General features: G+C 69.8%; 19 protein-coding genes. 11 read left to right on the top strand and 8 right to left on the bottom strand.

Annotated elements, in window-relative coordinates:
* Positions 1-19: 19 nt before the first annotated feature.
* On the bottom strand, positions 20-997 hold the full coding sequence (locus tag ACGFNP_RS50350; protein ID WP_393330426.1) for an endo alpha-1,4 polygalactosaminidase: 978 nt from the start codon (positions 995-997) through the stop codon (positions 20-22).
* A 245-nt stretch (positions 998-1242) separates the two neighbouring features.
* On the opposite strand from ACGFNP_RS50350, the gene ACGFNP_RS50345 reads away from it, so the two are divergent.
* From ACGFNP_RS50345 to ACGFNP_RS50335, 3 genes are read left to right on the top strand one after another with little or no spacing between them, the layout of a single operon-like run.
* On the top strand, positions 1243-2568 hold the full coding sequence (locus ACGFNP_RS50345) for an ABC transporter substrate-binding protein (RefSeq protein WP_393330423.1): 1326 nt from the start codon (positions 1243-1245) through the stop codon (positions 2566-2568).
* Positions 2565-3497 carry a sugar ABC transporter permease gene (locus ACGFNP_RS50340; protein ID WP_358320299.1) on the top strand — a complete coding sequence of 311 codons (933 nt, stop codon included), beginning with the start codon at positions 2565-2567 and terminating at the stop codon, positions 3495-3497. The genes ACGFNP_RS50345 and ACGFNP_RS50340 overlap by 4 nt, the downstream gene beginning before the upstream one ends.
* The gene (locus ACGFNP_RS50335) at positions 3494-4312 is read left to right on the top strand and encodes a carbohydrate ABC transporter permease (protein WP_358320302.1); all 819 of its coding nucleotides are present in this window, start codon (positions 3494-3496) and stop codon (positions 4310-4312) included. The genes ACGFNP_RS50340 and ACGFNP_RS50335 overlap by 4 nt, the downstream gene beginning before the upstream one ends.
* Here the strand turns inward: ACGFNP_RS50335 and ACGFNP_RS50330 are convergent.
* Positions 4302-5129: an SMP-30/gluconolactonase/LRE family protein gene (locus ACGFNP_RS50330; RefSeq protein ID WP_358320305.1), complete on the bottom strand. Its 828-nt coding sequence runs from the start codon at positions 5127-5129 to the stop codon at positions 4302-4304. The two genes, ACGFNP_RS50335 and ACGFNP_RS50330, sit on opposite strands and share 11 nt — an antisense overlap.
* A 79-nt stretch (positions 5130-5208) precedes the next feature.
* Positions 5209-5967 carry an IclR family transcriptional regulator gene (locus tag ACGFNP_RS50325; RefSeq protein WP_358320308.1) on the bottom strand — a complete coding sequence of 253 codons (759 nt, stop codon included), beginning with the start codon at positions 5965-5967 and terminating at the stop codon, positions 5209-5211.
* A 151-nt stretch (positions 5968-6118) separates the two neighbouring features.
* Between ACGFNP_RS50325 and ACGFNP_RS50320 the strand changes: the two genes are divergently transcribed.
* Entirely contained in the window at positions 6119-6967 is an 849-nt protein-coding gene (locus ACGFNP_RS50320) for an alpha/beta fold hydrolase (RefSeq protein WP_393330417.1), read from the top strand.
* Here ACGFNP_RS50320 and ACGFNP_RS50315 read toward each other — a convergent pair.
* Positions 6954-8057: a sialidase family protein gene (locus ACGFNP_RS50315; RefSeq protein WP_358320314.1), complete on the bottom strand. Its 1104-nt coding sequence runs from the start codon at positions 8055-8057 to the stop codon at positions 6954-6956. The two genes, ACGFNP_RS50320 and ACGFNP_RS50315, sit on opposite strands and share 14 nt — an antisense overlap.
* Positions 8058-8401: 344 nt before the next feature.
* On the opposite strand from ACGFNP_RS50315, the gene ACGFNP_RS50310 reads away from it, so the two are divergent.
* Positions 8402-9232, top strand: coding sequence for a sulfotransferase (locus ACGFNP_RS50310; RefSeq protein WP_358320317.1), 831 nt, complete (start codon positions 8402-8404; stop codon positions 9230-9232).
* A complete protein-coding gene (locus ACGFNP_RS50305; RefSeq protein WP_393330414.1) occupies positions 9229-10401 on the top strand; it encodes a glycosyltransferase family 4 protein in 1173 nt (390 codons plus the stop codon). Before ACGFNP_RS50310 ends, ACGFNP_RS50305 begins: the two co-directional genes overlap by 4 nt.
* Here ACGFNP_RS50305 and ACGFNP_RS50300 read toward each other — a convergent pair.
* The 3 genes from ACGFNP_RS50300 to ACGFNP_RS50290 all read right to left on the bottom strand — a co-directional run bounded on the left by ACGFNP_RS50300 (position 10398) and on the right by ACGFNP_RS50290 (position 12462).
* Positions 10398-10802, bottom strand: coding sequence for a DUF1992 domain-containing protein (locus ACGFNP_RS50300; RefSeq protein ID WP_214643457.1), 405 nt, complete (start codon positions 10800-10802; stop codon positions 10398-10400). The genes ACGFNP_RS50305 and ACGFNP_RS50300 overlap by 4 nt on opposite strands.
* 16 nt (positions 10803-10818) lie before the next feature.
* Positions 10819-11694, bottom strand: a complete 876-nt coding sequence (gene folP / locus ACGFNP_RS50295; RefSeq protein ID WP_393330410.1) for a dihydropteroate synthase — start codon at positions 11692-11694, stop codon at positions 10819-10821.
* 150 nt (positions 11695-11844) lie between these two features.
* Positions 11845-12462: a TetR/AcrR family transcriptional regulator gene (locus ACGFNP_RS50290; protein ID WP_393330407.1), complete on the bottom strand. Its 618-nt coding sequence runs from the start codon at positions 12460-12462 to the stop codon at positions 11845-11847.
* Between the two features lie 59 nt (positions 12463-12521).
* Here ACGFNP_RS50290 and ACGFNP_RS50285 point away from each other — a divergent pair, with 59 nt between their 5' ends.
* From ACGFNP_RS50285 to ACGFNP_RS50275, 3 genes are all read left to right on the top strand, one after another.
* Positions 12522-14660: a transglycosylase domain-containing protein gene (locus tag ACGFNP_RS50285; RefSeq protein ID WP_358320328.1), complete on the top strand. Its 2139-nt coding sequence runs from the start codon at positions 12522-12524 to the stop codon at positions 14658-14660.
* A gap of 138 nt (positions 14661-14798) precedes the next feature.
* The gene (locus tag ACGFNP_RS50280; protein ID WP_358320331.1) at positions 14799-15770 is read left to right on the top strand and encodes a LacI family DNA-binding transcriptional regulator; all 972 of its coding nucleotides are present in this window, start codon (positions 14799-14801) and stop codon (positions 15768-15770) included.
* Positions 15757-17256, top strand: coding sequence for a protein kinase (locus ACGFNP_RS50275; protein WP_393330403.1), 1500 nt, complete (start codon positions 15757-15759; stop codon positions 17254-17256). Before ACGFNP_RS50280 ends, ACGFNP_RS50275 begins: the two co-directional genes overlap by 14 nt.
* A 34-nt stretch (positions 17257-17290) precedes the next feature.
* Here ACGFNP_RS50275 and ACGFNP_RS50270 read toward each other — a convergent pair whose 3' ends face one another.
* Positions 17291-18676 (bottom strand): cellulose binding domain-containing protein, encoded by a 1386-nt coding sequence (locus tag ACGFNP_RS50270; RefSeq protein WP_358320336.1) that lies wholly within the window; start codon positions 18674-18676, stop codon positions 17291-17293.
* Positions 18677-18935: 259 nt separating this feature from the next.
* Between ACGFNP_RS50270 and ACGFNP_RS50265 the strand changes: the two genes are divergently transcribed.
* Both ACGFNP_RS50265 and ACGFNP_RS50260 read left to right on the top strand, forming a co-directional pair.
* Entirely contained in the window at positions 18936-19997 is a 1062-nt protein-coding gene (locus tag ACGFNP_RS50265; protein ID WP_393330399.1) for a lytic polysaccharide monooxygenase, read from the top strand.
* Between the two features lie 9 nt (positions 19998-20006).
* Positions 20007-20543, top strand: a complete 537-nt coding sequence (locus ACGFNP_RS50260) for a hypothetical protein (protein WP_393330396.1) — start codon at positions 20007-20009, stop codon at positions 20541-20543.
* Positions 20544-20805 lie beyond the last annotated feature (262 nt).

Raw genomic sequence — 20805 nt, 5'->3', positions numbered from 1 at the left:
GCAGGGCCACCGCGGCTTGCTACCTACAGGGCTTGTAGGGCAGATCCTTGAGGGAGTAGTCGGTCGCCTTCTTGATGGCGTTGACGTTGAGTGTTGCCGCCTTACTGCAGAACTTGGACGGCGAGGTCAGGTACTCCACCTGGAACACCGGCTTGCCCGCCTGGATGAACGGGGTCAGCTCCCCGCACTCGTCGAACTCGAAACACTGCTCGTTGACCGCGTAGTCGAAGTCGCCCACCAGGTCGGACACCTGGCTGAGGTCGTTCTTCAGCGCCACCGACAGGCCCTTGGCATGACCGATGGCGGCCAGCGCGCGGTTGAAAATGAGCTGGGTGGCCGGCGTGACCGTCCAGCCGGTGACCGACTTGCCTTCTTCGTGGGCGTTCACCACGTCGAACTCGACGCCGTCGAACCCGGCCTGGACGCACTTGTCGACCCGGGCCGCCATCATCGTCAGCAGGAAGTCGCGCTGGCCCTGGTCGTTGTTGATGTTGGCCCAGCGCTCGTTCGGGAATTCGTCGCTGAACGGCTTGCCCAGCAGGGAGTTGCCGTGGGCGTTGTCCCAGTCGACGAACGTCTGGTAGTCGGGCCGGAAGTCCTCGATCGACCCGGCGTCGACGTAGCAGATCGCCTTGGCGCCCTTCGCGTGGATGGCGGTGACGGCGCCGGTGTTGAGCATGGAGTTGTTGCCCACCACGTCGGCGTCCGCGTAGAGGTCGATGTCGAACACGGTCGGCTTCACGCAGGCGCCGCCGCTCTGCGGGACCTGGCAGATGTCGACGTTGACGCCGCCGGTCGAGGGGTACGCGGAGTTGCCCTGGAGCTGGTACTGCCAGCGGCTCTGCAGCGGCGGCTGCCAGACCGCCGCGCGTGCGGCGGTCCCGGAGGCGGTGGCTGAGGCGTCGGCCGACGCGGCGGCGCCGAAGGCCATCACCGGGGCGATGACCAGGGCCGCGGCCACAGCGGACCGGGTGAAGAGCGATCGCATGTTGCCCATACACTCACCTTCTATTCCGAATAGCGGAATGTTATTCCGACATCAAGGAAATCGGGCAAGATCGCATCTTGTCAATCTTGTCTCGACATCGAGAATTCCGCATAAAAGGCATACAACGCCGAGCAAGCCGCCCCATCAGCGCATTCCGTATAACGGAATGCTAGTCTGTATCGTGGATAGGTGGCTATACTCACCGCACGCAGTGGGCCTCATGCCCGCCGTGCTCTGTGGAGGGAAAGAGCCCCATGGCACGCATCGTCTTCATCGGCGCCGGCCGCGCCGGAATCAACAGAAACGTCCTGGCCGCCGTCGCGGCCGTCGCCCTGGTCGCGACCGGCTGCGGGTCGGCCGCCGAGGAACAGGCGACCGGGCCGGTGCAGCTCACCATCTGGCACGGCCAGACGGATGCCGCCGCCAAGTCGATCGAGAAGCTGGTGGCCCAGTTCAACCAGGGCCACCCCGAGATCAAGGTGAACATCGAGCCGGGGGCCGCGACCGCCGACGGCATGCTGCCCAAGCTCACCGCCGCGCTCACGTCCGACGCCTATCCCGACATCGCCTATCTCTACGGCTCCTGGGCGCCCAACCTCGCCAGGAACCCGAAGACGGCCGACCTCACGGCGTACACGAAGGACCCGGCCGTCGGCTGGGCGGACTTCTGGTCCAGCGAGCGGGCGGCGGCCACCGTCGAGGGCAAGGTCGTCGGCTTCCCGGCGGTGGTCGACAACATGGTGGTCCTGTACAACAAGAAGCTGCTGGCCAAGGCCGGGGTCGAGGCGCCGAAGCCCGACTGGGCCTGGGACGACTTCCGGGCGATCGCCAAGAAGACCACCGACGCCGCGTCCGGCACCTTCGGCACCACCTGGGCGATCAGCGGCGGCGAGGAGGCCGTCTGGGGCCTGTGGCCGCTGATCTGGCAGGCGGGCGGCGACGTGCTCTCCCCCGACCACAAGAAGGCCGTCTTCAACTCCGCCGCCGGGCAACAGGCGCTCGGCCTGCTCCGCGGCATGGCGGTCGACGACAAGTCGCTCTACCTCGACTCCAGCCCGGCCGAGAAGGGTCAGAAGCTGTTCGAGTCGGGACGGCTCGGCATGTTCCTGTCCGGCCCGTGGGTGCTGCCCGACCTGCAGACCGCCAAGGTCGACTATGGCGTCGCCCAGCTCCCCGGCACGAACGGCAACCACGAGACGGTCTCGGGACCCGACAACTGGGTGGTGTTCAAGCACGACGAGCGGCGGGTCAAGGCCGCCGCCACGTTCCTGACCTGGCTGACCGCGGCCGACCAGCAGCTCGAATGGATGAAGGACACCGGCTCGCTGCCCATCCGCGAGTCCATCACCAAGCTGCCCGGCTACCAGGACTATCTCAAGAAATATCCGGGGATAGACGTGATCTCCGCCAACCTGGCCAACGCCAAGCGGGTCAGGCCGCCGACGACCAGATATCCGCGGGTTTCCGCCTTCGTGGCCGAGGCCATCGCGCAGACCCTGCTCGGCAAGGCCGACGCCAAGACGGCCCTGGACGAGGCGGCGGCCAAGTCCGACGCGGCGCTCGCCGTACCAGGGTCATGAACAGCACCGCGCCGGCCCTGAGCCGGACGGCCACCGGTCACCGGCAGCCGCGTGACCGCCGCAAGCTCGCCGACAACGTCGCCGGCTGGTCCTTCGCGGGCCCCGCCTCGCTGATCATCCTCGGCTTCTCGCTGATCCCCATGGTGTGGGCGCTCGCGCTGTCCTTCACCGACTCCGACCTGCAGTCCCCGGGACAGAACGTGGGGCTGGCGAACTACCGGGCGCTGGTCGCGGACCCCGTCTTCTTCCAGGCGCTGCGCAACACCGGGCTGCTCGTCGTGCTCTACATCCCGGCGTCGCTGATCGCGGGCCTGCTCGTGGCGGTGCTGCTGAACCGGAAGGTACGCGGGATCGGGTTCTACCGGACCTGCTTCCTGGTGCCCTACATCGCCTCGGCGACCTCGGCCGGGCTGCTGATGGGCTACATCTTCGACCGCGACTTCGGGATGATGAACGGGCTGCTCGTCAAGCTCGGGCTGCCGATGCAGGGGTTGCTGAGCAGCCCTTCACAGGCCATGTACGTGCTCACGCTGATCTTCTTCTGGACCCGGTTCGGTTTCGCGGTGGTGATCTACCTGGCCGCGATCCAGGAGATCAACAAGGAGATCCTGGAGGCGGCCTCGATCGACGGGGCGAGCCGGTGGACCACGTTCCGGCACATCATCGTGCCGTCCGTACGGCCGATGACGGTTTTCCTCACGATCTGGGGCGTGATCGACGCGCTGCAGTTCTTCGACCTGGTCATGACCACGACCAAGGGCGGACCGGCCAACGCGACCGTGACGATCGTCTACTACATCTGGCAGCTCGCCTTCACCTACTTCACCGCCGGGTACGGCGCGGCCGTGGCGTACGTGCTGTTCGCCGGCACCCTCGTGCTGATCGTCGGCGGCTTCCTGATCGCCCGCAGGAAGGGGGTCATGACGTGAACAAGCTCCGTCTGCCCAGCAAGTGGCATCTGGTGCTGCTGCCGATGTCCGTGGTGACCGTGCTGCCGTTCGTCTGGATGATCCTCAGCTCGGTGATGACCCAGGGCGAGCTCAACCGGTTCCCGCCACCGTTCTGGCCCGAGGGTATCGACCTGGGTGGCTACCGCACGGTGCTCAACGGCTCGAACTTCCCCCGCTGGTTCCTCAACAGCGTGATCGTGTCGGGCGCCATCGTGCTGGCCCAGCTCGCGCTCTGCAGCCTGGCGGGCTACGCGTTCGCCAGGATCAGGTTCGTCGGCTCCAAGGTCACGCTGGTCCTGGTCATCGCCACCGCGCTGATCCCCTTCCAGCTCACGGTGATCCCCACGTTCCTGATCTTCAACAAGGTCGGGCTGACCGACACGCTGGGCGCCCTCATCGTGCCGCAGCTCAGCTCGGCGGTCGGCATCTTCCTGATGACCTCGTTCTTCCAGTCGTTCCCGAGGGAGCTGGAGGAGGCGGCGCGGATCGACGGCTGCTCGCGCTTCGCGGTGTTCTTCAAGGTGGTGCTCCCGGTGGCCAGGCCGGCACTGGCCGCGCTGGCCGTCATCACGTTCATCACCGCCTGGAACGATCTTTTCTGGCCGGTGGTGGTGATCAACTCGGACGCCAACTACACCGTGCAGGTGGGATTGACGTCCTTCCAGGGCCAGCATCGGGCCGACTGGCCGGCGATCATGGCGGGCACGGTGCTGACCACGCTGCCGGTGCTGGGCGTGTTCCTGTTCGGCCAGCGCCGGTTCGTCCAGGCGCTGACCGGCGCGGTCAAGGGCTGAGGTCGCGGTACGGGTTGGCGGGCAGGCCGGTGAACGAGGTGCGCCGGCGCCACAGCTCGCCGCCCGTGCTGCCGTCCCACGCGGTGGTGACGTACAGGATGTCGAGGTCGGGGCCGCCGAAGGCGCAGCTCGTCACGTTGGTGGCGGGCACCTCGACCGTCAGGTCGAGCCGGCCGTCGGGCCGCAGGCGGACCACCTTGCCGCCGCCCCACAGCGCCACCCACACGTGGCCCGACGCATCGACCGTGAGGCCGTCGGGCTGCGGGAGCACCGCGAACATCCGGCGGTCCGCGAGCTGGCCGGTCTCCGGGTCGTAGTCGAAGACGTCCACCCGGTCGGTGACCGTGTCGACGTAGTAGAGCAGCCGTTCGTCGGGGCTCCACGCGACGCCGTTGGAGATCGAGACGCCGTCGACGACCCGCTCGCTGCGCCGGTCGGGGCCGAGGCGGTAGAGCGCGCCCGCGCCGGGGGTGTCGTCCTGGGCCATGGTCCCGGCGAAGAAGCGGCCCGCGCGGTCGCACGAGCCGTCGTTCATCCGGTTCCCCGGCCGTTCGGCCGCCGTCACGGGCGCGACGACCGTCAGCGCCCCGTCGTGTACGGCGAAGCCGTCCCTGACGGCGAGCGCCAGCCCGCCGGAGGCACGCGGAACCGCCACGCCCACCGGCTGCCCCACGTCGATCGACTCGTGCGAGCCGTCGGCCGGGTCGAGCCGGTGCACCAGGCCGGCCGGGATGTCCACCCACAGCAGCGTCCCCGTCGGCTCGTCCCAGCGCGCCCCCTCACCCAGCCGCGCGTGCGGTACGGGCACGACCTCCATCGGTACTCCTTTGTTCCGCATGTCAGAACGTCATTCCAGACTCTCAGCAGATCATCGGGAAGATCGGGCTGTCAACCCGTCAGACCTGCTCGTCCACCGCCCGCCGCAGGGTGTGGCCCACCTCTTCCAGCCGGGCCGGCGACATCCTGTCCTTGATCGCGGTCACGCTCACCGCCGCGACCGGAGCCGTCCGGCCCAGGAAGAGCGGGGCCGCCACGCAGCGCACGCCCGGCTCGTTCTCCTCCAGGTCGAGCGCGTAGCCGCGCTGCCGGACCTGGTCGAGATGGGTGGCCAGCTTGGCCGGGTTCGTGATCGTGTTGCGGGTCCTGGTCGCCAGCGGGCCGTAGCGCTCCGCCCACGCCTTGATCGCCTCGTCGGTCGGGTACGTCCAGGCCAGCAGCGCCTTGCCCACGCCCGTGCAGTGGGCCGCGTTGCGCCCGCCGACCACAGAGGTCATCGTGATCGACCGCACCGCCTCGACCTTGTCGAGGTAGACGACCTCGCCGCCGTCCAGCATGGCCATGTGCACCGTCTCGGTGAACTCCTCGCTCAGGCGCAGCAGCAACGGGCGCACCAGCGTGCGCAGGTCCATGGTCTCGTAGAACCTGAAGGCCGTGGCGAGCATCTCGGTGCCGAGGAAGTACGGCCCGCTGGGCTCCGGCTGCGCGGCGAACCCGCGGTGCTTGAGCGCGCCGAGCAGCCGGTGGAGCGAGCTCTTCGGCAGGCCGAGCCGGGTGGCCAGCTCGTCGAGCGTCACCCCCCGGCTGTGCTTGCCGATCTCCTGGAGGATCAGCAGGGCGCGGTCGACGCTGCCCACCGGTGACTGGGTCTCGGCCATGAGCACTCCTAGCAAATTCCGAATAATGGAATGCTTGAGCGTACTGCGGAATCAGCCTGCCGTCCAAGTCCCCTGTGTCATCTCCTTACGGCATAAGCTATTGTACGGAAAGCATTGGTTTACGGCGTATGGAGTTAGAAGGAGAGCCCCGATGCCCGAGGCGAAACTGCACGACGGAAGCACCATCGAACTGGCGGTCCACGGCCAGGGCCCGACGCTGCTGCTGCCGGTCAACCCGGTGCCGGTCGAAGGCGCCCAGGCCGACGCGATGCGCGAGTGGGGCGTCGACCCCGCACTCGGCCGGTCCCTCATCGACGGCCTGGCCGACGCCTTCAGGGTGGTCGCCTTCGACTACGAGGGCCACGTCATGTCCACCCCCAAGCCGGACACCCTGACCCCGGCCAACGTCGCCGCCGACCTGCTCGCGGTGGCCGACGCCGTGGACGCGGCCCGGTTCACCTACTACGGCTACTCGTGGCTCGCGCTCAGCGGGTTGCAGCTGGCGATCAGGACCGACCGGCTGTCGGCGCTCGTCATGGGCGGCTACCCGCCGCTCGGCGGACCCTACGCGGAGATGCTCCGCGTGACCATGGTCACCCACGAGATGTCCGGCCAGAGCCCGGCGCCACAGCAAAAGAAAGAGCCGACGGAGGTGTTCGACTGGGACTCCGTCGAGGTGACCTTGACGGAGGCCCAGACCCGGCAGTTCGTCACCCTCTACGAGGAGCTGCGGGGTTTCGACGACCAGGCGGCGCAGGCGAACCTGAGCTGCCCGCGCCTGTGCTTCGCGGGCTCGGCCGACAAGATCGAATACAGCGAGCGGTGGGGCGGCGTGACCGTGGACATCGCCGGACCGATCATCGGCCGGCGGGCCGAGCTCGAATCGCTCGGCTGGGAGGTGCGCGTGCTCGACGGCCTCGACCACACGCAGGCGATGCAGGCCCCCAACGTCCTGCCGATCCTGCGGCCCTGGCTCGAGAGCTGGGTCACGGGGTCGTGAGCTCGCCGATGGGGACGCGGCGGAAGGCGATGGTGGAGTAAGGGCTGGTGTCGCCGGTCTCGTACAGCAGCCCGACCGTGTCCGCGTCCACCCTGACCAGGTCCGAGTAGGCCGCGGGCAGGCCCGACACCGTGTGCACGGCCCGCCAGGTGACACCGCCGTCCGTGCTCGCCCGCACCGTCATCACCGCTCGGGCGTCAGGCACCCCTGGGGCGGAGAACAGCAGGACATCCGGCTCATCCCATTGCAGCACGCTGCCCTCCACCACCGGGCAGACCAGTCCGGCCTGCGGGCGGAACGGGGCGTCGAGCGTCTGACCGCCGTCGGCCGAGTAGGCGTCGGCCCGGTTGCCGGGAGCGGTGGAGTCGGTGCGGGAGCTGACGTAGACCCGGCCGTCCGGCAGCTCGGTGGCCGTGGACTCGTTGATGTTGAGGTAGCCGTCGGGGTTGCCGTCGACGTACCCGATGCGCCAGGAGGCGCCGCCGTCGTCGCTCAGCAGGGAGTGGCCGCCGTTGTACTTGCCCTCCGTGCCGTTGTCGGCGCCGGCCGGGGGCAGGGAGTGGTTGGCGGGGACCACGATGCGGCCCGCGTGCGGCCCGCGCCCGAGTTCCAGGGCGTGGCCGGGGCCGGTGGCGTACCAGCGCCACTTCGGCTGCTTCACGCTGGAGGTGATCTCGCGGGGCGCCGACCAGGTGACGCCGTCGTCGTCGCTCGACTGGACGTACACGCGGCGGCCGTCGGCGGCGGCGACCTGGCCGCGCCTGATCTTCTCCTCGGTGGCGGCGGGCCCGTTGCGCACGAACACCAGGACGATCCGCCCGTCGCGGGTCACGACGGGGGCCGGGTTGCCCGCTGTGCCCTTGTGCGGTTCCGCGGCGACCACCCGCGGCCCGTCCCAGGTGGCACCGCCGTCGGTGGACCGCTTGAGCACGATGTCGATGTGGCCCGAATCTCCGGCCGAGCCGTGCCGCCCCTCGGCGAACGCCAGGATCGTGCCCGCCCGGGTCACCACCGCCGCCGGGATCCGGAACGTGTGGTAGCCGTCGGTGCCCGCCCGGTAGGGCACCGATGTGGGGTAATCGCGCGCCATCGGGTTCCTCCTCGTCCGCCTGCGGATGCGACCCTATGGCGCGTACGTACCTTCGCCGGGCCCGCTCACCAGCCCGCCCACAGGCGATCATCCGCTGCTGCACCGGAGTTAACGCGCTCTTCACCCTGCGCGAAGACCACCGGCCCGGTGCCCGCGGTGCGGACATCGGGCCGGTATTGGCCGCCGGACGTTCAGTCGTCCCAGAGGGACCCGCCGGCATCGCCGCGGTTAGGGCCGGATCAGCGATCTTGCTCGACTACTGTAGGTAACAGTCGTTTACCTGCCAAGGAACGCCACGCCCGCTGCCAGCCAATTGCCAGGAACGCTGGGTAACCTCCAAGCGCATGACCTGGCAGCACAAGTTCAACGAGGCGCTCGGCAAATACGCCGGCGTCCAGTTCTCGCGGGTCAGAAAGGCGGCTCCGGAGAGCCCGGCGCGGCCGCCCGCAGACCCCGCCGACAGGCTGTTGCGCGAGCCGGTGTTCATCCTGTCTCCGGTCAGATCGGGCTCCACCCTGCTGCGCTCGATGCTCGACGCCCACTCCTTGATCCACGCCCCGCACGAACTGCACGTGCGCCGGCTCGCGGTGGAGTTCGGGACGTCGCTGGCGGAGCGGTCGATGGCGGCGCTCGGTCACAACCGGTGCGATCTCGAGCATCTGCTCTGGGACCGGGTGCTCCACCGCGAGCTGGTCCGCAGCGGCAAGCGGCACATCGCGGACAAGACCCCGGCCAACGCCTTCGCCTACCAGCGCATCGCCACCTGCTGGCCCGACGCGCGCTTCATCTTCCTGCTGCGCCATCCGGCCTCCATCGCCGCCTCCTGGTACGAGGCCGACCCGGACAAACGCGACCGCGAACAGGCCGCGGCCGACGCGTTGCGCTACATGAAGGCGGTGCAGCGGGCGAGGAAGGGGCTCACCGGCCTGACCGTGCGCTATGAGGACCTGACCGCGGACCCCGAACGCGAGACGAGATCCATCTGCGAGTTCCTGAGCGTCCCGTGGGAGCGGGAGATGCTCGCCTACGGCCGGCCCGGAGTGCTCAAGAAGGGCCTCGGGGACTGGCAGGACAAGATCCGCTCCGGCAGCGTGCAGCCGGGCCGCGACCTTCCCGCACCTGAGGAGGTGCCCGAGACGCTCCGGGCCATGTGCCGGAGCTGGGGATATTCATGAAGATCCGTTATCTGCTGCTGCATGCCTACGGTCAGGGCGGCACGATCCGCACCGTGATCACCCAGGCCAACGCGATGGCCGCGCTCGGGCACGAGGTGGAGATCGCCAGTGCCGTGCGGCGGAAGGACAGGCCGCAATTCCCCGTCGACCCCCGGGTGACGCTGGTGCCCCTGGCCGACCAGCGGGCCGGCGTCCCGGCCGACTCGCTGGGCCGCAGGCTGTGGCGGCGGATGCGCGGCAAGATCGTGCCCTTCGGGGAGTTCGCCGCCGACTACTTCACCGAACGGGTGGAGAAAGCGGTCATCGACTACGTCTCGGGCCTCGAAGGCGGCATCCTGGTCACGACCCGGCCCGCGCTCAACCTGATCTCCGCCCGCCGTACCCCCAAAAGCGTCATATGCGTCGCCCAGGACCACATGAACCTGAGCGCCTACCCCGAGACGATCAAGCGGGAGATCGCCCGCTACTACGGCCGGTTCGAGGCGATCGTCGTGCTGACCAAGACGAACCAGGTCGAGTACCGCATCCTGCTGCCCGGCACGCCCATCGTGCGCATCCCCAACGCCGTGCAGGCGACAGGGCAGGTCTCCGAGCAGGTGAACCCGGTCGTGGTGGCGGCCGGGCGGCTGGTCAAGCAGAAGGGCTTCGACCTGCTCATCCCGGCCTTCCAGAAGGCGGCGGAGCGGCATCCCGACTGGCGGCTGCGCGTCTACGGCGGCGGTCCCAGGAAGGCCGAGCTGGTCGCGCTCGTCTCCGAGCTCGGCCTGGAGGACCGGGTGCAGCTGATGGGCCGGACGGATCGCCTGGCGGAGAAGCTGGCCGGGGCCTCGATCTACGCGCTCTCGTCCCGCTTCGAGGGGCTGCCGATGGTGATGATCGAGGCGATGGGGCACGGGCTGCCGGTCGTCGCGTTCGACTGCCCCACCGGGCCCGCCGACGTGCTCACCTCGGGCAAGGACGGGCTGCTGGTGCCGCCCGGGGACGTCGGCGCGCTGGCCCGCGCCCTCGACCGGCTGATGTCCGACAAGGCGCTGCGGCTGCGGATGGGCGCGGCGGCCAGGCGGACGGCCGGGAACTACGAGGCCGACTCGGTGATGCCCTTATGGGAGGACCTGTTCGCCGAGTTGCTGAGCCGCGAGCCCATCAACGACAGCTACTGGACGCGCTAACGGCCCTGACGGTCCCGCCACTCGGAGACGACGCGCTCGACGTCGTAGGGCATCAGGTTGAGCGGCGGGCCCTGCAGTCCGGTCCTGATGGCCTCGCGGATCCTGGCGTTGATCTCCTCGACGATCCGCCGCGCCTCGGTCTCCGACCTGGCGCCAGCGGCTTCGGCGAGCGCCTCCTCCGCGGCCTTGCGCAGGGCGAGCGTCGGGGGCAGCGGCATCGACAGGCCCTCGCTGCGCACCTTCTGCTTGATCCACCACATCTCGTCGTACGGCTTGTCGAGGTCGGGAAGGGGTTTGCCGGCACCGGGCAGGTTGTCGAACTCGCCGCGCTCGGTCGCCTCGCGGATCTGCCGGTCGATCCACGACTCGAAGCTCATTCCGCCTGGTTTGCGCTCTGTCATGTGAGGCCCTCCACCTTCACAGGTTATGCCGGGGCGCGATCGGCGCGCGCCAGCCGAGGATGGCCTCGGTCATCCGCACGGCCGCGACCGCCGCGGGCACGTCGTGCACGCGGAGGATCCGGGCGCCCCGCAGGACGGCGATCACGTTCGCGGCGATCGTGCCCTCTGTCCGCTCCTGCTGCGGGCGGCCGAGGGTCTCACCGATGAAGTCCTTGTTCGACAGGGCGACCAGGGTGGGGTAGCCGATCGCGGTGATCTCGTCGAGCCTGCGCGTGAGCTCCAGCGAGTGGAAGGTGTTCTTGTTCAGGTCGTGCCCGGGATCGATGATGATCCGCTCGGCGTGGATGCCGGCGTCGAGCGCGAACCGGACCCGCTCGCGCAGGAACGCCGCGACCTCCGCCACGACGTCCCCGTACGACGGTTTGGCGACCGCCTTCCCCGGGCCACCGAGGCTGTGGGTCACGATCACGGTCGCGCCGCTCTCCGCCGCGACCCGCGCCATGCCGGGCTCGCGCAGCCCGTTGGTGTCGTTGATGACGTCGGCGCCGGCCGCCAGGGCCGCCTGCGCCACTTCGGCGCGGTAGGTGTCGACCGAGATGACGGCGTCCGTCACACCCCTGATCTCGGCGATGACGGGGACCACCCGGTCGATCTCCTCGCCGACGCCGATGCCGTCCTGGTCCCCGCGGAACGCGAAACCGCCGACGTCCACCCAGTCGGCACCCGCCGTGACCGCCGCCCGCGCCGCCTCGACGGCTCTGGCGAGCTCGAACGTCCGGCCCCGGTCATGGAAGGAGTCGGGCGTCCTGTTCACGATCGCCATGACGGCCACCTGGCGCGCGAAGTCGAACTCGCGGCGGCCGATGCGCCGGACCGGGATGAGGATCGCCATCTCCCCAGTATCAAGCCTCAGGTGTCACACACCGGCCAGGGCGGGTGGCAGCACTTTCAGAATCTTCGAAATACTCGACAAAGCACCCCTGACCACCCCAAACTTTCCTACCAGGGGAGCTCGCGACGGGGGCCGTCACCGCCGCTCCCATCAGGTCGACTGAGGCCCACTCTCCCAAACGGCGGTGGCCCCCGTGGACAGCGCGGTGGCCTCCATGGTCTTGGTCACCAGCGCGTCCACCAGCCAGGCGAAGCTGTCGTCCACCGAGACCCGCAGCGCGAACAGCCCGGCCGCCTCCAGCGCGCAGAACCCCTGGACCGCGCTGCGGATGCCCCGGGCGGCGTGCACGCGGGCCGCTCCGGTCAGCGCGCCGACGGCCAGGATGTCGGTGGTGACGGCCGCCGCCTCGTCGGCGGCGGTGCGTACCTCATCGTCGTCGTAGCCGTCCACGGCGAAGGTGGTGGCCGCGTACAGGGCCGGGTGCTCGCGTGCATATGCTCGCTGGGCGTGGGCAAGAGCACGCAGGGCATCGGCTCCCGACCGGCCGGTGGCGGCGCGGCGGCAGCGGTCGGCGAGGTCGCGATGGCCCTTGACGGACAGGGCGATCCGCAGGTCACGCAGCCCGCCGGGCAGGTGGACGTACAGGCTGGGCGCGGCCACCCCCAGGTGGCGGGCCAGGGCGCTGATGGACAGCGCGTCGATGCCGTGCTCGTCGGCATAGGCGATCGCGCCGTCTATCGTCGTTTGCCGCGTTAGTCTCTTACGCATCGTCCGCCCCGCTACCTAATGCCTATAGGATGAATCCTAATAGCAATAGGGGGATCCACGTGATTACCAGGAGTATCGCGCGGCTGGCCGGAGCGGGAGCGGCCGCGGGTGTGCTGGTGGCCGCCATCGCTCTGCCGGCCGTGGGCGGCGCGGGGGCGCTGTTCAAGACCGCTTCCGCAGAGCTCAATCTCAAGGCCGCCGAGCTTCTGGAGCCCCCGCCTGCCGAGAAGACCGAGATCCTGGACGCCAAGGGCAACGAGATCGCCCAGTTCTACGAGCAATACCGTGACGTCATCCCGCTGGCCGAGATGGGCGACGTCATGAAGAAGGCGATCATCTCGATCGAGGACTACCGGTTCTACGAACACGGCCCGATCGACATCGAGGGCACGATCCGCGCCCTGGCGAAGAACCTGGGGACGGGCCGGGTCGCGCAGGGCGGCTCCAGCATCACCCAGCAGTACGTCAAGCAGGTGCTGCTCAACAACGCCACCACCGAGGAAGACAAGAACAAGGCGCTGGAGGCCACCTACGGCCGCAAGCTCAACGAGCTGCGCTACGCGATGGCGATCGAGGAGAAGTACACCAAGGACCAGATCCTTGAGAAATACCTGAACATCGCCTACTTCGGGGCCAGCGCCTACGGGGTGGAGGCCGCGGCCAAGCGGTTCTTCGGCGTGCACGCCTCCGAGCTCAGCCTGGCGCAGGCCGCGACCCTGGCCGGAGCCGTGCAGGACCCCAACCAGACCGACCCCAACCTCGGCAAGAAGTACCGGCAGCGCCTGCTGGACCGGCGTAACGTCGTCCTCGCCCGGATGGCCGAGCTGGGCAAGATCACCCCGGCGGAGGCCGAGGAGGCCAAGGCCAAGAAGCTCGGGTACAAGGGCACCCCGCTGCCCGGCGGCTGCGAGGCCAGCAAATACCCCTACTTCTGCGTGTACGTACGCAACGAGATCATCAAGAACAAGATCTTCGGCAAGACACAGAAGATCCGCACCGCGCTGCTCAGCCGGGGCGGCCTGCAGATCAAGACCACGATCGACCCCAAGATGCAGGCGGCGGCCGACAAGGCCATCAAGAAGCACGTCTTCGCCACCGACAACCCGATCGCCAGCGAGGCCCTGATCCAGCCGGGCACCGGGGCGATCAAGGCGATGGCGGTCAGCAGGCAGTACGGCACGTCCAAGCGGAAGCACCAACTGTCGCTCAACGTGGTGGCCGACGTGGCCCACGGCGGCGGCACCGGCTTCCAGCCCGGTTCGACCTTCAAGACGTTCACGCTGATCACCGCCCTCAAGAAGGGCATGAAGATCAACGACGGCTTCACCGTCGGCAGCGGCTACCGGGCCCCCTACTACTCCTCGTTCAAGAACTGCAAGGGCGAGAACATCGGCGACCCGTCACACACCGTCACCAACGACGAGGGCGGCACCGGCTTCAAGTCACTGCAGACCGGCACCTGGGGCTCGGTCAACACCTTCTTCCTGACGCTGGAGCAGCGCGTCGGTCTCTGCGACACCATCAAGACCGCCCAGTCGCTGGGCATCAAGCGGGCAGACGGCGGCAGGCTGCAGGAATACGAGACCTTCACGCTCGGGATCAACGAGATGGACCCGATCACGGTCGCGAACGCCTACGCCGCCATCGGGGCCCGCGGCAAATACTGCGCGCCGATGGCCATCACCCAGATCACCGACCGCGACGGCAAGGTCAAGAAGTACGACCCCCAGTGCCGCCAGGCGCTCGACCCCGAGGTCGCGGACGCCACGGCGAACGTCCTGAGCGGGGTGTTCACCAAGGGCACGATGTCGAAGGTCGGCGGCATCGGCCGGCCCGCCGCGGGCAAGACCGGCACCACCGACGCCCAGGCCACCGCGTGGTTCGCCGGGTTCACCCCCGACCTGGCCGGCGCGGTGAGCATCGGCGACATCCGGGGTGCCCAGAAGTACAAGCTCAACAACGTCACCATCGGCGGTCAACACTTCGGCGAGGTGTTCGGCGCGAGCGTGCCGGGGCCGATCTGGAAGGACACCATGCTGGTGGCGCTGAAGGACATCGATCCCACCCCGTTCACGCCGATCAACTCCGCTCGCTTCGGCGGCTGCGGCCAGGGCTGCGCTCCCGTACGGCAGACGCCGGACGAAGACACCGAGACGGACCCGCAGAACCCCATCATCGACGACACCCTCCCCCACTAGCCGATACGTCGTTCCGAGGCCCGCGCGCACGCAGTGCTCGCGGGCCTCGTGCTGACAACACTGTCAAATCGCCCTGTTAACAGCGGCGAAACATTGGTAACGTGGGAGCGCTCCCAGGATCTTCCGCGAGGTGCTCCCATGTTTGAGCAGCCCACACTGGCACAGGTAGCGGCCGAAGCGGGGGTATCGCCCGCGACGGCTTCCAGGGTCCTCACCGGCTCCGTACGGGTCGCCACCTCGACCCGCCGGCAGGTCTACGACGCGGTGTCCCGCATGGGATACGTGCGCCATCGCGCACCCAGGGGATCGGTGGCCAGGGGACCGGCCGCCGGGGTCACGGCGGTGGTCTGCGACCACTTACCCCGCCTGTTCTCCGAGCCCTACTACGCCAGACTGCTGTCGGCCGCCGGTGCCGTACTGGCCGAGGACGGCACGCAGCTCATGGTGACGACGGTGACCCCGACCGCGTCCACGCTCCCCGAGTTGGGCGGTGCGGTGCTCCTCATCGGCGCCAGGGAACGCCATCCCCTGGCCATCAAGCTCTGTACCTCGGGCGTGCCGGTGCGGAACATCGGCCGCCCCCCGCACGACCTCAAGCTGCCCTACGTCGACGTGGACAACCAGGACGGCGGCCGGCAGGCAGCCGAACACCTGCTGCTGTCGGGCCGCCGGGCGATCGCCGCCATCGGCGGCCCGCCGTCGCTTCCGGGGGCCCGAGATCGGCTCGACGGGCTGGCCCGTACGCTGCGCGCCGCCGGGGCGACGGAGGTGCCCGTCGCCTACGGGGACTTCACCGCCGCCTCCGGCACGCACGCCATGCAGTGGCTGCTGCGCCACGCCCCCGGGCTCGACGCGGTCTTCGCCGCCTCCGACCTGATGGCCGCCGGCGCGATCCAGGCCCTGCGCCGCGCCGGTCGCCGGGTCCCCGCGGACGTCGCGGTGATCGGCTTCGACGACGCCCCTGTCGCCCGGCGTACCGTCCCGGCGCTGACCACGGTCCGGCAGCCGGTCGAGGAGCTCGCCATGGTCGCCACCCGGCTGCTGCTGGCCGGGACGACCGGCATCGACCCCGTCCTCCCCACGGAACTGGTCATCCGTGAGTCGGCTTGACCCGGGGGACGTCCTGGCCCGCAGATACCTGCTGCTGGACCCCCTCGCCTACGGTGGCATGTCGGTGATCTGGCGGTCCTTCGACCAGTCGCTGCACCGGCTGGTCGCGGTCAAGGTGCTGACCGCCTCGCTCCAGGCCGGGCTCGGCGAGCGCGTCCGCGTACGCAGCGAGGCCCGCGCCGCCGCCCGGTTCCTCCACCCGGACGTGATCGAGATCTACGACTACGGCGAGACCGTGACGGAGGACGGCGAGGTGGCGGCGTACGTGGTGATGCCGCTGCTCGACGGCACCACGCTCGGCGAGCGCATCGACGAGGGGCCACTGCCCTGGACCGAGGCCGCCGCCATCGCGCTGCGCCTGGCGCGGGCGCTGCGCGACGGGCACGCCCGCGGCCTGGTCCACCGGGACGTCACCGCCGACAACGTGCTGCTCACGGCGTCCGGGCCGAAGCTGCTCGACTTCGGGATCGCGGCCTCGGCCGGCGACCCCGACGACGACCGGGGCACCCCGCCCTACGTCGCCCCCGAACGGCTGGCCGGCGCCCCCACCCACCCGGCGGTCGACGTGTACGCGCTCGGGGTGCTGCTGTTCGCCATGCTCACCGGCCGTACGCCCTACCCGGAGACCACCTGGGAGCAGATCGAGGCCGCCCACCGTACGTCGCCGCCGCCACGGGTGACCGGCGCGCCGCACGGCATCGCCACGCTGTGCCGGCACTGCCTGGCGCACGACCCCGAGCGGCGGCCGACGGCGGCGGCGATCGCGGACTCCCTGGCCACCGCGCTCGCGAACGCCGCGTTCGGCCGGCAGGTACGGCGCGGCCTCGCCGTCGCCGGGGCGGGCGTGATCGTGCTGTCCTCGCTGCTGTGGCTCAACCGCCCGGTCGGCGTGCTGCCCACGCCACCGTGGCCCTCCGCCGGGATCCCGGTCACCCCCCGCTCCTCCACCGAGGCCACGGCCACCCTCGGACGCTCCCCCGGCACCACGGACGCCCCCCGGCTGTCCGCCGACACCACAACCGGCCCGCAACTCTCCCCCAGCACCACGGGCGCGCCGCGATTATCCGCCGACGCAACGACCGACCCGCAGCTCTCGGCCGACACCACGACCGGCCCGCAACTCTCGGCCAACGCCACGGCTGCCACGCGATCACCCGGCGATACCGCCGTCACGACGGGGCCGTACGTGAAAGCCACCCCCACCGAGCGCCCGTCCGGCCGGCGCTCGGCCACGATCCGGCAGGCGGTGGACGGGTTCCACGGAACGCTGGCGGGCGGCGAGACCTGTCGCGCCACAGACCAGGACGTCACGCTGGACCTCCAGCAGGTCCTGCGGCGGGTGCTCGACACTCCCGGCCCCATCGAGCCGGGCATGGCGGAACTGAAGCGCAAACTCGCCGACCGCGAACGCGAAGGCCGCCTCACACCGGCCTGCCGTACGGAGCTCCAGGCCCGCCTGGACGAGATCGCCACCGCCCACGGCTGAGGGGTACGGCCGGGCCGTACCCCTCAGCGTGCGCTCAGCCGCAGCCGTACCCCGACGGCACCTGAGTGTTCCCGTCGGGCCGGCTCGCCTGGAAGCCGAAGGCGGTGCTCCCGCCGGGCGGCAGCGTGCCGTTGTGCGCCAGGTTCCTGGCCGTCACTGTCTGCCCGCTGACCGTGAGGCTCGCGTTCCAGAAGCCCGTGACGGTGTGCCCGGCGGGCAGCGTGAACGTGACCGTCCAGCCGCTCTTCGCGGCCGTGCCGGTGTTGGTCACGGTCACGGGCTGCACGACGTAGCCGCTCCCCCAGGCGTTCTGTACGGTCGCGACGGCCGAGCAGCCGCCCCCGCCGCCACCGGACAGGGTGGTCACGCTGATCGTGCCCGACACCTGTGACACGTTGTTCGCGCCGTCCCGGGCCCGCACCTGGTAGCGGTAGGTCGTGCTCGGGCTCAGGCCGCTGTCGGCGTAGGAGGTGGTGGTGCTCGTGCCGACCGTGGCGAAGGCGCCGGTGCCGGTCGCCCGCATGATGTCGTACCCGGCTAGCCCGCTGCCGCCGGAATCGGTGGCGGCGGTCCACGACAGGTTCGTGCCGCTCGACGTGGTGCCCGACGCCGTCAGGCCGGACGGCGCGGTCGGCGGCGTCGTGTCTGTGCCGCCGCCCGAGGTGGTGTAGGAGAACGCGTTGACCGCCAGCCCCGTCCCGCCGACCCAGGGCTCGAACCCGGCCTGCACGCTGGTGAGGTACCACGCCCGCTGGGCGTACCCCCGGCTGACCGCGTCGGCGTAGAAGGTGTCGATGGCGAAGTCCAGCGAGGACGTCGCCGAGGTGCGGACGTAGGAGATCACGTTCCAGCCGGTGTTGCCGAACCAGACCTGCCAGGTGCCGCCCGCCAGGCTCACGGTGCCGACGGGCGAGCCGACCGGCTGGATGGAGCCCTGCTTGTTGAGCCAGACCATGATCTCGGCCCCGGTGTTCTGCCCGTCGGTGCGCGGGGTCGGGTCGAACCACAGGTCGTAGGCCGCGTCCCAGGTGCCCGCGCTCGGGTAGCTCATGCTGACGCTGGTCCGCAGGTTGCCGAAGCCGCTCGCGTTGGTCCGCATGGGCAGGCCGCTGCCGGTCGTACAGAGGGCGTAGTGGCAGCCCGCGTAGATGGACGGGTAGGAGGCGGGCGCCCCGTTGGTCGGCTTGTTGTGCGCCGCCTGGGTGACCGTGAAACCGGGGGCGGTCTGGTTGACGTCGAGGCACTGCGCCGTGTCGGCGCCCCAGACGTTGTTCTGGACGATGTACTTGTCGCCCTGGATGCCGATGGAGTCCAGCTTTCCGCAGATCACCGGGGCGGCCTGGGCCGGAACGGCGAACAGTCCCGCGGCGAGGATCGAACCGATGGCCGCGATGATCAGGTGGATGTGCACGCGCCTCATGGCATGTTGCTCCCGCTTCTCTGACAAGGAGGATTGGGAGCGCTCCCACACGCAGCATCACGGCCGGTGCGGTCCCCCGGCAAGCACCTGCCCGCACCGCAGTCCGCGTCGAGCCGAGCGACCAGGCAAACCCCGGCCGCGACGGCGTGAAAGTTTCACGCCGCGTTGTCGGCCCGGTGGTCGCGTGGTTCAATCCGCTTAGCTGCCGGGCGGGCAGGTCGTGGGCGGGGTCTCTGTCGCACCGAACAAGGGATTCCCCATGAGATTCATCCGGTCGGCGGCCTTCGCCGCCGCTCTGGTCGCGACCCTGCTCGCCTCGGCCCTGATGGCTCCCCAGGCGCAGGCGCACGGTGTCACGATGTTCCCCGGCGCCCGTACGTTCCTGTGCTGGCAGGACGGGCTCAGGGACAACGGCCAGATCATCTCCTACAACCCGGCCTGCGGGGCGGCCGTCGCGCAGAGCGGCGCCACGCCTCTGTACAACTGGTTCGCCGTGCTCCGTTCCGACGCCGCCGGCCGCACCACGGGCTACATCCCCGATGGGCAACTGTGCAGCGGCGGCACCGGCGGCCCGTACGACTTCACCGCCTACAACGCCGTCCGCTCCGACTGGCCGCAGACCCATCTGACCTCGGGCGCCTCCATCACGATGCGCCACAGCAACTGGGCCGAACACCCCGGCACGTTCTACTACTACGTCACCAAGAACGGCTGGAACCCGGACGCCCCGCTCAAGTGGTCCGATCTGGAGTCGTTCGGCAGCGTCTCCAACCCGCCGAAGACCGGCGGGCCCGGCGCGCTCAACTACTACTACTGGAACGCCCAGCTCCCGTCCGGCAAGACCGGACGGCACATCATCTACACCCGCTGGGTCCGCTCCGACAGCGCCGAGAACTTCTTCAGCTGCGCCGACGTCGTCTTCGACGGCGGCAACGGCGAGGTCACCGGTGTGGGCCCCGGCGGCGGGGGCGGCACTCCCACTCCGACCATCACCCCGACCCCGGTTCCCGGCGCCTGCGCGGCGACCTGGAGCGCGACCGCCAACCCCGGCTGGCCGGGGCACTTCCAGGCCACCGTGACCGTCAAGAACACCGCCACCAGCACGATCAACGGCTGGACGGTCAAGTGGACCTACACCGGAGGACAGGGCTTCGACGGGTCTCCATGGAACGGCGTGCTGACCGGGCAACCGCCCAACGTCGCGGTCACCAACGCCTCCTACAACGGGCAGCTCGCGGCGAACGCGACCACCTCGTTCGGGTTCAACGCCACGGGCACCGTCCCCAGCCCCGCGCCCACGCTGACCTGCACCAGCCCGTAGGTCATGCGGATGCTTGACGAAGTGCGGACGAGAAGGGCCGCGGCGATCGCCGTCGTGGCCCTGATCCCCGTCGCCGGTGTGGCCCTGTTCGCGGGGCTGCACCAGGCGGGGCGGTCCGAGCTGCGCGCTCAGCTCGGCGCTCAGGTGACGGACCTCCTTGAGAGATCCACGCCGGCCGAGCACCACGAACACGGGCACGAGTTCGGCGAGCAGGCGGGCCGCGTCGTGTGCGCGGTCGACCCGTTCGGCTACGACCCGGCGGACGCGACCACGATGGCGCAGGTGAAGTGGGTCTATGCCCGCCACATGTGCGCCATCACCGGCCCGGGGACCGGGTGGGCCATGTCGGTGCGCGCCTCGGGCCCGATCGCCGTCCGGCTCGGCGACTCACCGCTGGTGAAGGTGCCCACGCCGGGCGCCGGTTACCCCGAGCGGGTCCGGCAGGTGATACCCGAGCGGTATCACGAGGAGGCGTTCGGCGAGTTCGCCGACGACGACGCGATCGAGGCGGCCCGCCGGAGGTTCGCCCTGGTGACGGCCCGATGAGTGACGGCCCGATGAGTGGCGGCCCGATGAGTGGCGGCCCGATGAGTGACGGCCTGACGGGTGGCGGCCTGACGGGTGGTGTCGCCTCACATGCGGACGCGGCCGGCAGGGCAGGAGATCTCGCGGCCGGCCGCGTCCACGCCATCCGGGCGGGATGGTGTCATGGAACGGTTGCGTCAGTGACGGTTGAAGCACCACCTCCTCATCTACCGGTCGATGTCTACCGGTCGATTCGCGGCGTCGACCGGCCGGTGTGGCGAGG

Origin of the sequence: Nonomuraea sp. NPDC049269 (assembly GCF_043197155.1) — a bacterium.
Classification (GTDB): domain Bacteria; phylum Actinomycetota; class Actinomycetes; order Streptosporangiales; family Streptosporangiaceae; genus Nonomuraea.
Note: the sequence above shows the minus strand (reverse complement) of the source record. Positions and strands in the feature narration are given on the sequence as shown.

Excerpts from the sequence above, each read along its gene's own strand:
- ACGFNP_RS50325 (WP_358320308.1), bottom strand. The coding sequence starts at position 5,967 with ATGGCCGAGACCCAGTCACCGGTGGGCAGCGTCGACCGCGCCCTGCTG.
- ACGFNP_RS50330 (WP_358320305.1), bottom strand. The coding sequence starts at position 5,129 with ATGGAGGTCGTGCCCGTACCGCACGCGCGGCTGGGTGAGGGGGCGCGC.
- ACGFNP_RS50305 (WP_393330414.1), top strand. The coding sequence starts at position 9,229 with ATGAAGATCCGTTATCTGCTGCTGCATGCCTACGGTCAGGGCGGCACG.
- folP (WP_393330410.1), bottom strand. The coding sequence starts at position 11,694 with ATGGCGATCCTCATCCCGGTCCGGCGCATCGGCCGCCGCGAGTTCGAC.
- ACGFNP_RS50340 (WP_358320299.1), top strand. The coding sequence starts at position 2,565 with ATGAACAGCACCGCGCCGGCCCTGAGCCGGACGGCCACCGGTCACCGG.
- ACGFNP_RS50300 (WP_214643457.1), bottom strand. The coding sequence starts at position 10,802 with ATGACAGAGCGCAAACCAGGCGGAATGAGCTTCGAGTCGTGGATCGAC.
- ACGFNP_RS50290 (WP_393330407.1), bottom strand. The coding sequence starts at position 12,462 with ATGCGTAAGAGACTAACGCGGCAAACGACGATAGACGGCGCGATCGCC.
- ACGFNP_RS50310 (WP_358320317.1), top strand. The coding sequence starts at position 8,402 with ATGACCTGGCAGCACAAGTTCAACGAGGCGCTCGGCAAATACGCCGGC.
- ACGFNP_RS50320 (WP_393330417.1), top strand. The coding sequence starts at position 6,119 with ATGCCCGAGGCGAAACTGCACGACGGAAGCACCATCGAACTGGCGGTC.
- ACGFNP_RS50315 (WP_358320314.1), bottom strand. The coding sequence starts at position 8,057 with ATGGCGCGCGATTACCCCACATCGGTGCCCTACCGGGCGGGCACCGAC.
- ACGFNP_RS50280 (WP_358320331.1), top strand. The coding sequence starts at position 14,799 with ATGTTTGAGCAGCCCACACTGGCACAGGTAGCGGCCGAAGCGGGGGTA.
- ACGFNP_RS50270 (WP_358320336.1), bottom strand. The coding sequence starts at position 18,676 with ATGAGGCGCGTGCACATCCACCTGATCATCGCGGCCATCGGTTCGATC.
- ACGFNP_RS50260 (WP_393330396.1), top strand. The coding sequence starts at position 20,007 with ATGCTTGACGAAGTGCGGACGAGAAGGGCCGCGGCGATCGCCGTCGTG.
- ACGFNP_RS50265 (WP_393330399.1), top strand. The coding sequence starts at position 18,936 with ATGAGATTCATCCGGTCGGCGGCCTTCGCCGCCGCTCTGGTCGCGACC.
- ACGFNP_RS50345 (WP_393330423.1), top strand. The coding sequence starts at position 1,243 with ATGGCACGCATCGTCTTCATCGGCGCCGGCCGCGCCGGAATCAACAGA.
- ACGFNP_RS50350 (WP_393330426.1), bottom strand. The coding sequence starts at position 997 with ATGGGCAACATGCGATCGCTCTTCACCCGGTCCGCTGTGGCCGCGGCC.